This window comes from Candidatus Cloacimonadota bacterium (assembly GCA_034722995.1).
Classification (GTDB): Bacteria; Cloacimonadota; Cloacimonadia; order JGIOTU-2; family JGIOTU-2; genus JAGMCF01.
The window spans coordinates 1-14,584 of the sequence record JAYEOL010000040.1 but is presented as its reverse complement, the minus strand read 5'-3'; the positions used below and the strand labels follow the sequence as shown (position 1 = coordinate 14,584).

Below are 14,584 nucleotides of genomic sequence, written 5' to 3'. Positions count from 1 at the left end.
CAATCTCCAGATTCCTCTTATGTAAAACTGGAAAATGCTTCATTTAATCAAATGAAATATGAAATTTTTACAGATAAACCAACTCTTTTTGTAGCTTCCGAAATTTATTATCCAAAGGGTTGGAAGTGTTTTGTGGATGGAAAAGAAACTGAAATCTATAAAACTGACCATATTTTGCGTTCAGTTTATATTGATTCTGCTGGTAAACACAAAATCCTCTTTGAGTTCATTCCGGAAACTTTCATCAAATATTATCATGTTTCTGTTTTTGCACATATTTTAGCATTTTTAGGTCTGATTGTTGTTGCGGCTTTTAGAATTAAGAAAATAAAAAATGGATAAATTAAAACTCATCTCAATTATCGTTCCAGCATATAATCGTGCTGATGAAATTAACGATTTTCTCGCTTCATTCAGTGTTCAATCCTTGAAAAAATTTGAGATAATTATTGTTGATGATGGTTCAGAAGATAATCTAAAAGAAATTGTAGAAAAGTATAATTCATTGTTAAACCTTCAATATTTCTATCAAGAAAATCAGGGACCTGGGGCAGCCAGAAATAAAGGTATGGAAGAAGCAAATGGAGATATTTTTGTCTTTATTGATTCCGATTGCACTGCTTCAGAAAACTACATTGAAAATTTGCAGAAACATTTACAAGAAAATGATTTCGATGCTTTTGGCGGTCCGGACACCTGCCATAAGAGCTTTTCACCTTTTCTCAAAGCGATTAACTACTCAATGACTTCCTTTATTGGAACCGGCGGCACGCGCGGTTCAAAAGGCAAACAGCTCGCAAAATACTATCCACGTAGCTTCAATATGGGAATCAAGAGAAAGGTTTACGAAAAAATCGGCGGTATGAACGAACTCAGACATGGACAGGATATGGATTTTTCAAATCGTATTTATAAAGCAGGTTTCAAAATTAAATTCCTACCTGATGTTTTTGTCTATCATAAAAGAAGAACTAATCTAAAAAGATTTTTCAAACAGATATTTAACTGGGGGGTTACGCGTATCAACCTTGGAAAAATAGATAAGAATATGCTGAAGCTTGTTCATTGTTTGCCTACTTTTGTAATTTTGATATTTTTACTTACTTTGTTTTTTTCATTCTGGTTTCCCTTAATTAGATATCTATTTTTATTTGAAATTGCCTTGATAGTTTTTGTAATAGGATTCGCATTTGTTCAATCTACTCTAAAATATAAATCAGGCATAGTTGGATTACTCTCAACAGTAACATTGTCAACACAGGTTGTGGCTTATGGATTAGGGTTACTTTATGGCTTCATTAAATCAATTTTTACTAAAAAAGGTGTTTTTATAACAGGATTTACAAAAAAATATTATAAATAATTACAACTTATTTTAACATTTATTGAACTTCTTGACAAATAAAAGCACTAAAAAAATATATAATTATAGTTATTATGTAAATATTATTTTGGAGGATACATGGAATATTTCTTAACAGAAGAACAGAAAGAAATAAAGGAAATGGCACGTCAGGTAGCAGAAGAGAAGATGAAGCCAGTTCGTGAAAAATACGATGAAGAAGCTATCTTCCCATGGGATATAGTAAAAGTTATGGCTCAAACAGATTTGTTCAGAGTTCTTTTACCAGAAGAGTATGATGGCTTTGGCGGTAAAGTTATGGACTTGGTTATTATAATGGAAGAACTAAGCCGTGTAGATAGTGGAATAGCGCTTGCATTAGGTGGAACAGGATTAGGAATTTATCCGATACTACTAAACGGAAATGAAGAACAGAAGAAAAAATATCTGCCACAAGCTGCAGCAGGAGAAAAATTAGCTGCGTTTGCCCTTACGGAAGCTGATGCTGGTTCTGATGCAGGTGGAATTAAAACAACTGCAAAAAAAGATGGCGATTATTATATTCTTAATGGAACGAAACAGTGGATCACAAATGGGGGTGAAGCGGAAATCTATACGATTTTTGCATTGACTGATAAATCCAAAGGAACTCGTGGCTCTTCTGCATTTATTCTGGAAAAAGGAATAGAGGGATTTACTTTTGGAAAAAAGGAAAACAAAATGGGAATTCGAGCATCATGTACTCGAGAATTAATCTTCGAAGATGTAAAAATTCCTAAAGAAAATTTAATAGGTAGAGAAGGCATGGGATTTATGATTGCGATGAAAATTTTAGATAAGTCTCGTCCAATGGTTGCCTCGCAGGCATTGGGAATTGCACAAGGTGCACTGGATGAAGCTGTGAGATATTCCAAAGAACGTCATCAGTTTGGAAAACCCATCTCTGCATTTCAAGGAGTGCAATTTATGCTGGCAGATATGGCAATGAAACTGGAAGCTGCCAGAGCACTGGTTTATTCCACTGCAAGAATGATAGACTCAGGTGTAAAAAAAATCAGCAAAGAATCCGCAATGTGCAAATGCTATGCATCTGATGTCGCAATGGAAGTAACTACCGATGCTGTGCAAATTCTCGGTGGCTATGGTTACATGAAAGACTATCCAGTAGAAAAGATGATGCGAGATGCAAAAATTACTCAAATCTATGAAGGCACAAACCAGATTCAAAGAATTGTAATAGCTTCTAATCTGTTGAAAGAATATTCAAGATAAGTATATTGTAAAACAAAATAAGACTCGTTACCAAGCCCCAGCTTGGTAGCGAAAATAATCCAAATGTCAAATGAATGACAAATCCAAAATGTCAAAGATAGATTCGGGTCGTAAGGTAACGACGACCCGAACCAATGTGATTAAGGGAATGATAGAAAATGGATAAAAAAGAATTTTGGGACAAATTTGATAGTTTGAAAAAGAATATCTATGGAAATTATTATAAATTGGAAAATCTTATAAAAACACAATTAGAGGAAGAAGGTTTAGATTTTTTTAAGGATTCCGAAACCGTATTAGGCAAATTTGAGTCTACCCTACCAAAATTTTGTAAAGCATGCGAGAACAATATTCAAAATCTTAATCAGTATATGTTAATCAACTTATTGTTTTCTTATGTGCATTTAAACGAGTTAAAAAATGCAAGACGAATTAGAAAAATACTTAAAGAGGACGGCTTTGATTATGAAAGACCAACTATGCTAGATGGCATAGATAATTTTTTACCTAGTACAAATTTTTTTCAAGGGAAATACATTATAGCCAAATATGACAAGCGAATAGAAGACTTAGGGAAATATTTAATAAGTAATCTGGATAAAGTTGAAAAATTCATCATTAAGGAATGGGCAGATATCTTACCCAGGAAAATTTTTTTGAATTTAATTGATGGTATAGGACCCTCTCCATTTAATATATTACTTAATGAAATGTTTCTCAAAGTTGGTCATTATAATAAATCAAAATTTATCAGAGACTATATCGCAAGTTCAATTATATATGAGGTTATACATTTTATTGAAAGTTATTATTTATCAAAGGCATCATTTTCAGTAACAAAACAGGATATAAGTTCATACAAATTTATTGACGAAGGTTATGCTGAATGGAAAAGAACTGAATATCTAAAAAAACACTCAGAATATAAAGTATATACAGATAATTGTGCGTATCATATATTGGGAAGTAATCTTTTTGTGTTATTTGACCTTAAAAATAAATGGTTTAAAATAATGTTTGACCATTTAAATTTTCCCATATTAGAAACCGCAACATCATTTACTTACTTTTTAGAAGATAAATTTGGATACGAACATGTGAATAGGTTTTGGGATGCAATACCTGATTACAAGAATGTGAAGACCTGGACTGATTATTTGAAAATATATCTTGAAAGTGATTTAATAGATTTAATGCAGGAATGGAAAGAAAAAATACTTAAAAATAAAGGTAACCAAGAAAGTATTACAGGAAAGATAATTATTTATCTAAAAGTTGAAAAGCGAGATGAGAAGAGAATAGTTCTTTATTATAAATCTAAATATCCTTTATGGGCAGGACATAATATTTTCATCTATGACGATAAGCTGAAATTACAATCAATAGATAAAGTGGAGAAATATAGATTTTTGAAAGAAGGAAGTCTGCAAATGAATCCTGTAGAATCTAATCAATTAACTGTTTTTGCCCATTTTTTCCAATATAGTCAGAAGTTTGAATTTGATATTAAAGAAAATAAGATATGTTCCTAATAATATTGCCCAGATTTGCAAGATGAAACATTCATATAGCGATAATCGGTATATGGAGTCGGCAAGTCTCTTGCCGAATGCAGTTCTAAAAAAGTCTGTTAGGAAAAAATGGTAATAATCCGCGTTAATCAGTTTTATCAGTGTAATCTGCGTGCCATTTTCAAGTAAAATAATAAATTCCAAAAATAAAAGGAGACTAAACTAATGGAAAAAATGATTGCATTTTGCGGAATAATTTGCACTGAGTGTCCCGCATATCTTGCCATCCAGAAGGATAACGACAATGAGAGGAAGAAAGTTGCTGAAATGTGGTCAAAGCAGTTCAAGTCAGAGATTAAGCCGGAAGATATTAACTGTGACGGATGCTTGAAAAAATCAGGAAGATTGTTTGGATACTGTAATGAATGTCCGATTAGAAAATGTGCTATGGAAAGAAATATTTCAAATTGTGCATACTGTGATGACTACCCTTGTGAAGAATTAAATAAATTTCATAAGTTCGCTCCTGATGCAAAAGCTACTCTTGAAACAATCAGAGAAACTATGTAACTCCTCCAATGACTTAACGACTAAATGACTAATGATCAATGACCCCAGTGAAATATGCTTCTGCGGCGCATTTCACGGGGCAAGCTAATGACCTAATGACGCACCGACCTTGCTTCGCCGTAGCCCGCCTTCTGAAGTTCTATGGCGGACAGGCTACGCGAAGGCAAGAGGTGCAAATGACAGCAAAGCGTAATGACTAAAAAGAAAGTTTTATTCCATATCTGTTGTGCACCGTGCTATGTTGCACCGTATCTTCATCTTAAAGATGAATTCGATGTGATGGGATTCTGGTATAATCCAAACATACATCCCTACACAGAAAATCAAAAACGGCTTGCTGAAGTTAAACGCTTTCAAGAAGAAGAAGGTTGTAAAATTCTTTATAAAGACGAGTATAACCTGGAAAAGTGGTTTCGGGCTGTCGTATTTAGAGAAAATGACCGTTGCAGATATTGCTATTATGATAGATTACTTAATACTGCAATTTATGCTAAAAGAGGAAAATTTGATTATTTCACTACCACTTTACTCTACAGCAAATTTCAACAACATAAATTGATAAGAGAGATTGGTGAAAGTCTTGCAAAACAGTATTCAGTAAAATTCCTTTATCAAGATTTTCGTGAATTCTGGAAAGAAGGCATAGAAATTTCAAAACAAAAAAAAATGTATCGTCAGCAGTATTGTGGATGTATTTATAGTGAAAAAGAAAGATATTGTGGGACATAATCCGTTTTTGCGAAGAGAAGTTAGTAAAAACAGGATTATAAATCCTGTTAAATCGGATGTTAGACAAATTAAATAGAGAATGAGATGACGCCACAAGTAGGAAGAATATTAATAATTTTTGGAATTATACTGATTGTTATCGGATTGCTATTAACAAATACAAAAATCGGAAAATATCTTGGTAAACTTCCTGGTGACATTAATATTAAAAAAGCTAATTTTTCATTTCACTTTCCAATTGTCACCTGTATTTTGATAAGTATAATTTTAACTATTTTGATAAATTTGTTTTTCAGAAAATGACCAGTAATGTAGTGCGAAAATGATCCGCCAGACCCGATTTATCGGGACTCCGTCTCGGAGCTGGCGGAGAACTTTTCGCTAATGTGCCGCTTTGCTGAAAGTTCGTTTCAGCATCCCAACTGTTATTTTTTCGGAGTGCGAAAACGACTCCCGCTTTCGCGGGAGGAACTTTTCGCAAATGCTGAAAGTTCGTCGCTTCGCTTCTCGTTTCAGCACTCCACAGAAAATTTATAATAAAAAAATGCTGTATTCTCGGTGGTAAAAATGTCTAAATACAAAGAAATAAAACTTGATAATATAAAAACTTACTCAGTAACAGATAGACCAAGTAAAGTCTCTATCAAAGATTTTATGAAAATAAATAAAGAAGTTTCAACCAAAGATTTTATTGATGGGCTTCCCGATATTCTTAAAGCTAAAGAATTCAAAGAATTTTTATCTTATTGTGAAAATGCAATTAAAAATAAAAAGCCCATAATTGTGATGATAGGCGGACATGTTATAAAGTGTGGACTTTCGCCGATTTTTATAAAGGCAATTGAAAAAGGGCTTATCAAAACTATTGCAGTCAATGGTTCTGTCTGCATTCACGATTTTGAAATAGCATATTTCGGTAAAACCTCAGAGGATGTAGATTCAGCACTTGAGGATGGAAGTTTCGGAATGGGTGAAGAAACTGGAAGGATTATCAATCAAGTCATTAATGATGGTTATAAGTCTGGGCTTGGCTATGGTGAGGCTTTGGGAGAATATATTTTTGAAGAAAAGCCAAAATACTGGGAATACAGCTTATTAGCAAAAGCATATCAACATAACATTCCTGTTACTGTTCACATTGCAATAGGCACAGATATTATTCATCAACATAAGTATTCAAATGGAGAAGCAATTGGTGGGGCAAGTTTTAGGGATTTTAAAATTTTTTGCAATCAGATTAAGGAATTAAATAATGGTGGAATCTTGATAAATTTTGGTTCAGCAGTCATTTTACCCGAAGTTTTTCTCAAAGCAGTTACAATTGTAAGGAATCTTAATTATCCATTAAAAAATTTCTACACTGCAGTTTTTGATATGAATCTGCATTATCGTCCAATGACAAATATTGTACAAAGACCAACTGCAAGTGGTGGTAAGGGCTATTATTTTGTTGGGCATCATGAGATAATGATTCCGCTATTCTGGTGGTCACTTTTCTATAGGATTTTACCACAGAGACATCAAAACAAAGTAATCTTTACATAAAGGATAAACCTACTTGCCATCAAACAGAAAATCGTAAGAAGAAAATATTTACTCAAATTCATCTTTTTAGATATATTATAATTTCAAGGTTCCATAAAAATCATTTTTCCCTCATATCTTTAGGATTGTAGAAATATGAAATTCAATAGAAAAGTAAGCATTTCTAAAATATTTCTTATATTTCTGATTTTTTCCATTGATATCTTTCAATTTTTTGGTACTGAATGCATTTAAGAATGTATAATTTTTTATTCCCTTTTTCTGATTTAACTCTTTGAATATTACTTTAATTGGTTTGGGAATTCATGAACTGCTTTCAGTCTACTTTTTAGAGAATTAGAGGTTTCGGAAGGTGGTGTAGCAGGTGCTTCCTTTTTCAATATTTGGTTCTCCTTCAAAATGTGGAGGTAGGAGTTTCTAAAGGTACCCACATTTTTGTAAAACTTTCATCCGAAAATAATCAAAATCTTTGTATCCGTATGCTCTTTTAAGCAAAGTTTTAATAGTATTATTAATACCTTCTGCTTTCCCATTTGATATAGGGTCATCAAACCAATTTAATATTTTTTGTATTCGTTTAATTACTTTCTTTGCAAATGACATTAAAGAGGGATAAAGTAACATAGTAACCAATGAAACCCATTTCATAATCTTTATATGAGCTTCCTGACGACTTATTCTATAATCAAAGATAGATAAAAAGTCTTTCCGCCAGCTCTCGAATATTTGTTCTACTTCAATGATAATTTTCTTATTATCATTAGAAAAATGAATACCTTTGGCATAATATTCTTGCACATTAAATAATACTTCCGTTATTTTGGTTTTTATTGAAACTGACATAGGGCTATCCTGTCTTCTATTTTTTTACAAGAATAGTCCTTGTCGGTTTCATGTTAAGTTTTATTTACCCATAGTTTTTGAAGGAGAACCATATTTACTAATATCACTTTTTTCATCTTATTCTTCTTATTTTATTAGAGTTATTTTTTTTTGTTTTTTGAGAAGATTCAGAATCATTTCATATTTATCAATTCATACTTTTGATTACCCAATCCTAATCTTTCAGCATATTGCAATTGTTTTCTCCAATCTGTTTTTGGGTATAGATTCGTAAACAGGTCTTTTCCAGCCTTTTCAATAAATAGGTCAATTGATGCTCTATCAATAGCAACTATATCCTCAGAAAACAGTATTCCAATGTCAGGGACTATTCTTTCTCCATACATTGGGGTACAATCGCAAAGTGCAGTAATATTATTCAAAAAATTAATAAAGAACATTTTACCTTTTTTATTTAAATTTACTGCATAAACATAATCAACTATTTTTTTAGTTAAATGCTCAGTTTTTGCATTCCATTCAATACCTATAGCATTGTAAGGACATACAGATATACATTGACCACAACCTGTGCATATGTTCACATCAATATGTGCTTTTTTATTAACAATGCTTATTGCTTCAACCTGGCACCATTTAAGACATCGTTCACAACCTGTGCATAGTTTCAATCTGATTTTCGGGATTGTGGTGCTGTGCATTTCCATTTTTCCTTTCCGAGAAGCACACCCCATTCCAATATTTTTGATAGCTGCTCCAAAACCAGTTTCTATGTGCCCTGTAAAGTGTGAGATAGTAAGTATCGCTTCTGTGTTATAAATATCTCCAGCAATATATGCAGTTTTTGTAAATTCTTTATTGAACTTCACAGGGATTTCATTCTGACCTAATAAGCCATCTGCAATGATAATAGGTGCATTCACGACACCTGGAGTGAAGCCATGCATAGTTGCAAGTTTAAGATGGTCTATGCTATTACAGCGATGACCAGCATATAAGGTATTGGTGTCCGTTATAAAAGGCATCCCACCCCGTTCTTTGATTTTGTCTAAAAAAAAGCGAATAAATCTAGGATTAACAGCACCAAAATTTCCATACTCACCAAAATGAAGTTTTATAGCTACTTTATCATATTGCTCAAAGAAGTTATAAAAGTTAGATTTCGTTACAACATCTGATAATTTATCAAAAATGTTTCTTTGAAAACTTGTCTTGAAATCAATAAAATATACTTTGCTTTTCATATACTTTTATTTCACGGGGTAAACACGAACTATCACAAACTTTTTTTATTACATTTAAATTTGTTCGTGTCAGTTAGTGTTAGTTCGTGGCTATCATTATCCTTTTTTAGCAGTTTTCTAATCTTCATCTTTTTACACCTCATAATTTTTAAAAAAATTATTAGTAAAAAGTTGTCAATCTTTAGGGGTGGAGTAAGATAATAAGATAAATTTTGTTAGATAAAACCCTTATAAAGTATTTACTTTAATATTGTAAAATATCTAACAGAATAAATTAAAAAGAATGAGTTTTGCAACTATTTAATGAACAGCAACGAATAAGAATCCATCAGATGGAGGAAAAATTATTCTATTCCACCCCCTTAATTTAGTTGACAATAAAAACAGGCTTTTTTTGAATTCAGACAGAAATTTTAGAGAGGTTGTTTTATATGAAAAAATCTTGCGTTTTAATGATTGGTCTGTGTATTTTTATCTGGCATTCTACAGATGCACAGACGGTATTCGCACCTCTGGGAGACAATGTTTATCAGTTTATAGAGAGGATGGAAATAAAGGGTTTGACTGGCAGATGTTTTAATTCAGTTAAACCCATTCCAAGAACAGAAATATTAATGTATTTATTAAGTATTAAGGAAAGCGAGAAATACAAGAATCTTTCCTCTTCCGAAAAGGAACAATTAGAGAATTTTTTAGAAGAATATTCTTATGAGAAAAGATTTTTAGACAGAGATGCAAATAAACTATTACGAGCAATTAAAAAGGGAATTGAGTGTCTTGGAGGAGAAAAAGTATCAGTCCAGTATGAAAAAGAGAAAGTAGAGAAATGGCACCCTTTGCATTTTCCTTACAAATTTTTGCATAAAGATAATCTATTAGTGTTTAATCCTCTATTCAGATTCAAATACAAAAACAACCAAAGTGACAGTAGTTTTTTTGCTGAAAACAGCCGAAGATTAACAGGCGGCGGAGAAATCTATGGTTATTTGGGCGACAATATTGGCTTTTACTTTCGTGGAGTTAACAATGCAGAATGGGGCAATTTGTATGATATAAAGAAGTTTGATAGGCAGGAGCAAGGAATTGGAGTTTTAGGAAGTATGGAAAACTGCAACACCTACGATGAAGTAGATGCCTATGTTTCATTCTCAACAAAGTATGCGGATTTAATCATTGGAAGATTCTCTAATTATTGGGGAATTGGTAAAACTGGCAGTTTAACTATCAGTAATAAACCACCATCATATCCACAGATAATGATTAGGGCTGGTTTTAGTGATTGGTTAAAATTCATTTATTTTCATGGTTGGCTGGAAAGTAATATTATTGATACAAGTCTGTCTTATCCATATCAATGGACTGATAGAGAATTGTACAAAAAAAAGTATGTAGCTGCACATCGTCTGGAAATCAGTCCAACGGAAAATCTTAAATTTGGATTTAGCGAAATGCTTTATTATGGAGAGAGGGACCCGGAACTGGTTTATTTTATTCCAATTATTCTTTTCTGGTCTGCACAGCATTATACTAATGACCAGGATAATGAGCAGATTGGGATTGATATTGAATGGATTCCTACTCATTTTTGTAAACTTTATGGCTCAATTATGATTGATGAGATAAGTCTCAGCAAAATGTTTGATAAGGATGAAGCAAGAAACCAGCTTGGATTTCAACTTGGCAGTTATTTTGTTGAACCATTTCTACCAGGCTTAGATTTCAGGATTGAATATACTCGTCTCAATCCATGGACATACACTCATAAATTTCCAATCAATGAGGCCATATCAGATGGATATATAATGGGATATTGGACAGGTCAGAATGCGGATAATCTTTATCTTGGGGTTAATTATCAGTTTAATGATAAGCTGAAGTTAGCAACGAATTTTTCTCACTATCGTAAAGGTGCTCAAGATAGCATTTATTATCAATATCATACTCGTCCTGACACTCTTCCCTCTGAAAAATTTTTATATGGGCATCAGTATACAAAGAATACTTTTAGTGTCTCTTTAGAATATGAAATTATGAATAGCTTATTTTGCAAATTAGGCTATGAGTTTCTTGACTGTAATGTAAATGAGGCTAATATAAATAACGAGGAGTATGTTAATCCTGTTTTATACAAAAGCGATTTTAGACAGAATTCCTTAGTTTTTTCAATTGGATATGGATTTAGATAATGAGTCCACATTCACTTTCAAAGGAATCTACTCTCTCTTGCTTGTTCCAAAACTCTGTTTTGGAACACAATTGATTACAAAACTGTGTTTTGTAATGATGGCATAAAATGAGAAGCAGATACAAAATTATTGAAGAAAAATGTATCTATTTTATAACTTCAATCCCGATTTTTATCGGGATTGAATGGATACCAGTATTTACAAGTGAACCATACTTTAAAATAATAATTGAATCTATTCAATTTTGTCAGATAAACAAAGGGTTAAAGGTATTTGCATATATTATTATGGATAATCATTTTCATCTAATAGTCTTCGGCGAAAAACTATCTGATATTATTTCGTCTTTAAAAAAACATACAGCGAAAAAGATAATTGAGCAATTACAAAGCGACAAAAAATTATGGTTATTAAATCAACTCAAATATTATAAAGAGAAATATAAAAAGTATAGCACATATCAAATATGGCAAGAAGGTTTTCACCCTCAGCTGCTTTCATCTTTAGAAATGTTAGACCAAAAGATTGAATATGTTCATTTTAATCCTGTTAAAAGGGGGTTCGTGACATCACCTGAAGATTGGAAATATAGTTCTGCAAATAATAGAGATTTAAATGATGAGATTATACTCAAGATAGATGAACTGCCAGAATTACAGATTCGTTCCCAAACTGAGTTTGGGAACGAGAAATACTAGTTATGAAATTATTCTTTCGCATACTTGGATATTTAAGAAAAGTTTGGCCTAATGTGGTTTTAGGTATCATTATTATGATAATCTACGCTACATTTAGCGGAGTTTCTCTTGGAATTATTTATCCAATTGTTGATAAAATATTTGTAAAACAATCTGCTGAAGAATGGAAAACAGCCAGACAGAAAATTTCTGAGATGAAACAAAGAAATATGTTTGTTGAAACAAAAGATTTGTTTAATAATTGTATAAAATCCGTAAAGGAAAATTGGCATAAAGAAGATAAATTAAAGCTGATAAAAGCGGATATTGGATTACATTTCCAGAATTTTCTTAATAGGAATTCCAAAAGCGAGGTTTTAAAAATTCTTCTAACAATAGGAATTATTCTCTTTTTCATAAAAGTATTATCTGGATATTCGCAAAAGATAATCTTTAAACAATTAGAAGAGAAGATGATAATGTGGATTCGTAATGATTTTTATCATTCAGTATTACAAAAGCCTCTGGAATTTTTTCATAGTCATAAAGTTGGTGAGTTGATTTCACGGGCGACCAATGATGTTAAATTAGTTAAGGTGATGACTCTTACTTCAGCAACTACTCTCTTACGAAATTTTCTTTTAATTATTGCCTATTTAATTATTATGATAAGTATCAGCTTACATTTTTCTTTGATTACATTAATCGTCGTTGTTCCAATATCTTTAGTTGTGAGTATAATAGCAAGAAAATTGAAGAGGTATAGTCGTAGAGTTCAGCAAAGGTTTGCAAATATTACCTCAATATTGCAGGAAACAATTTTGAGTATTCGGATTGTGTTAGCATTTGCTATGAGGAAGTATGAAAAGGTAAAATTTTATAAAGAGAATAAGAAACTTTACAGGAGATCGGTTAAGATGGTAAGAACAGGGGCTCTTGCCGGACCTTTTACAGAATTTATGGGGGTAGTCATAACTTTTGTGCTTATTGGATATGGCGGAGTTTTAGTATTGAATCCGTATAGTACAATGACAGCAGGGAAATTTTTTCTATTTTTAGCCGCATTACTTTCTATTCTACATCCGTTAAAGGAACTTTCAGGGATTTATTCTCAAATCAATAAAGGTCTTGCAGCTGCAGAAAGAGTCTTTATTGTCATTGATGAACCAGTCCGTCAGCCAGCGGATAAAAAAGATGCAATAGAAATAAATAAATTCAAAGATACAATAGAATTTAATCATATATCATTCAAATACACAACCTCAGATGTTGTAATAAATGATGTTAATTTTATAGTAAATAAAGGGGAAGCGATTGCATTTGTGGGACCAAGTGGTGGTGGCAAATCCACTCTTATGGATTTACTAATTCGTTTTTACGACCCAACAGATGGGAATATAACTATTGATGGAAAGGATATCCGTGATTATAAAATAGATGATTTGCGTAATCTTATGGGCGTTGTTACTCAAGAAGTGGTGCTTTTTGATGATACTGTTGCAAATAATATTGCCTATGGAAGAATTAAGGCACCAATGAAAGACATTATCAAGGCTTCTAAAGCTGCTAATGCTTATGATTTTATTGTAAAAATGGGAAACGGATATGATACAGTAATTGGCGAAAGAGGAGTTAAACTATCTGGCGGACAAAGGCAAAGATTGGCAATAGCAAGAGCAATTCTGAAAAACCCACAAATACTAATTTTTGATGAGGCTACTTCCTCCTTAGATAGTGAGTCAGAATTCCTGGTTCAAGAAGCTATTAATAGATTGATGAAGGATAGAACTACCTTTATTATTGCTCATCGTCTTTCTACAATAAGAAATTGTAAGAGGATTATGGTTATAGATAAGGGTGAAATAATTGAGCAAGGAACCCATGAGAAGCTTTTGGTAAAAGGTGGACTTTATAAAAAATTGTATAATATGCAGTTTAGAAATAGTGTAGAAAAGAATTAAATCTTATTAACAATTTCAAGTAGAAAAATGTCTCAATCTAAAAAAAACACATACTGTCATCGTTTATGGGATGAAGTATATATTAATGAAAGAGGAAATATATATAGTTGCTGTCATCAAAAACCGAGGAGAATGGGGAATATTTACAATAGAAAATTAATTGATATAATAAATAATAGGCGGATGGAAGAATATCGCAGAAGGTCCTTGAATGGAAAACTTCACTGTTTTAAGCACTGCAATTTATTACATAAAAGGGAATTATTAAATCTAAAATCATCTTCTATAATTGATTATAGTGAGCTACAACGGCTGAAAATCTCATTTGGCCAGGGATGTAATATTAATTGTATTATGTGTTGGCAAAATAGTAAATCAAAGAGAAACCTGGATTATGATAAAATAGTTAAAAATGTTGATATTACGCCTTTTGAAAGCATTGAGATTCAAGGCGGAGAGCCACTTTTTATTCCTTCTGCAAAGAAATTTTTTGACTATGTAGCTTCAAAAGGAAAGAAAGTATCTCTTCTCACCAATGGAACCCTTATCAATAAGAAATGGGCTGAAAAAATTGCCTTGCACTCTGATTTTATAAATATTTCTCTTAATGCTGCAACAAAAGAAACTCACGAATTTATCAATCGGGGTTCCAGATGGAACATAGTTCTAAGGAATCTTCAAAGATTGAATTATGCACGAGATGA

Annotated in this window: 14 protein-coding genes; 12 read left to right on the top strand and 2 right to left on the bottom strand. The window is 32.2% G+C overall.

Annotated elements, in window-relative coordinates; genetic code table 11:
- From U9R23_04965 to U9R23_04930, 8 genes are all read left to right on the top strand, one after another.
- Window positions 1-342: YfhO family protein (locus U9R23_04965; protein MEA3475773.1), on the top strand; the 342-nt coding region annotated here is incomplete at its 5' end.
- A complete protein-coding gene (locus tag U9R23_04960) occupies window positions 335-1,363 on the top strand; it encodes a glycosyltransferase (protein MEA3475772.1) in 1,029 nt (342 codons plus the stop codon). The genes U9R23_04965 and U9R23_04960, both read left to right, overlap by 8 nt.
- Before the next feature lie 99 nt (window positions 1,364-1,462).
- The gene (locus U9R23_04955) at window positions 1,463-2,614 is read left to right on the top strand and encodes an acyl-CoA dehydrogenase family protein (protein ID MEA3475771.1); all 1,152 of its coding nucleotides are present in this window, start codon (window positions 1,463-1,465) and stop codon (window positions 2,612-2,614) included.
- 158 nt (window positions 2,615-2,772) lie between these two features.
- Entirely contained in the window at window positions 2,773-4,146 is a 1,374-nt protein-coding gene (locus U9R23_04950; GenBank protein ID MEA3475770.1) for a hypothetical protein, read from the top strand.
- 204 nt (window positions 4,147-4,350) lie between these two features.
- On the top strand, window positions 4,351-4,695 hold the full coding sequence (locus tag U9R23_04945; GenBank protein ID MEA3475769.1) for a DUF3795 domain-containing protein: 345 nt from the start codon (window positions 4,351-4,353) through the stop codon (window positions 4,693-4,695).
- Between the two features lie 192 nt (window positions 4,696-4,887).
- On the top strand, window positions 4,888-5,424 hold the full coding sequence (locus U9R23_04940) for an epoxyqueuosine reductase QueH (protein MEA3475768.1): 537 nt from the start codon (window positions 4,888-4,890) through the stop codon (window positions 5,422-5,424).
- An 84-nt stretch (window positions 5,425-5,508) separates the two neighbouring features.
- Window positions 5,509-5,727: a DUF2905 domain-containing protein gene (locus tag U9R23_04935; GenBank protein MEA3475767.1), complete on the top strand. Its 219-nt coding sequence runs from the start codon at window positions 5,509-5,511 to the stop codon at window positions 5,725-5,727.
- Between the two features lie 264 nt (window positions 5,728-5,991).
- Window positions 5,992-6,969: a hypothetical protein gene (locus U9R23_04930; GenBank protein MEA3475766.1), complete on the top strand. Its 978-nt coding sequence runs from the start codon at window positions 5,992-5,994 to the stop codon at window positions 6,967-6,969.
- 417 nt (window positions 6,970-7,386) lie between these two features.
- On the opposite strand, the gene U9R23_04925 is transcribed toward U9R23_04930, so the two are convergent.
- Entirely contained in the window at window positions 7,387-7,812 is a 426-nt protein-coding gene (locus tag U9R23_04925; protein MEA3475765.1) for a transposase, read from the bottom strand.
- A gap of 173 nt (window positions 7,813-7,985) precedes the next feature.
- The gene (locus U9R23_04920) at window positions 7,986-9,056 is read right to left on the bottom strand and encodes a DUF362 domain-containing protein (protein MEA3475764.1); all 1,071 of its coding nucleotides are present in this window, start codon (window positions 9,054-9,056) and stop codon (window positions 7,986-7,988) included.
- 431 nt (window positions 9,057-9,487) lie between these two features.
- Here U9R23_04920 and U9R23_04915 point away from each other — a divergent pair, with 431 nt between their 5' ends.
- The 4 genes from U9R23_04915 to U9R23_04900 all read left to right on the top strand — a co-directional run.
- The gene (locus U9R23_04915; GenBank protein ID MEA3475763.1) at window positions 9,488-11,242 is read left to right on the top strand and encodes a capsule assembly Wzi family protein; all 1,755 of its coding nucleotides are present in this window, start codon (window positions 9,488-9,490) and stop codon (window positions 11,240-11,242) included.
- A gap of 107 nt (window positions 11,243-11,349) precedes the next feature.
- Window positions 11,350-11,940 (top strand): transposase, encoded by a 591-nt coding sequence (locus U9R23_04910; GenBank protein ID MEA3475762.1) that lies wholly within the window; start codon window positions 11,350-11,352, stop codon window positions 11,938-11,940.
- A 2-nt stretch (window positions 11,941-11,942) separates the two neighbouring features.
- Entirely contained in the window at window positions 11,943-13,880 is a 1,938-nt protein-coding gene (locus U9R23_04905; protein ID MEA3475761.1) for an ABC transporter ATP-binding protein, read from the top strand.
- Window positions 13,881-13,907: 27 nt separating this feature from the next.
- A partial coding sequence (locus U9R23_04900; protein ID MEA3475760.1) for a radical SAM protein occupies window positions 13,908-14,584 on the top strand: 677 nt, incomplete at its 3' end.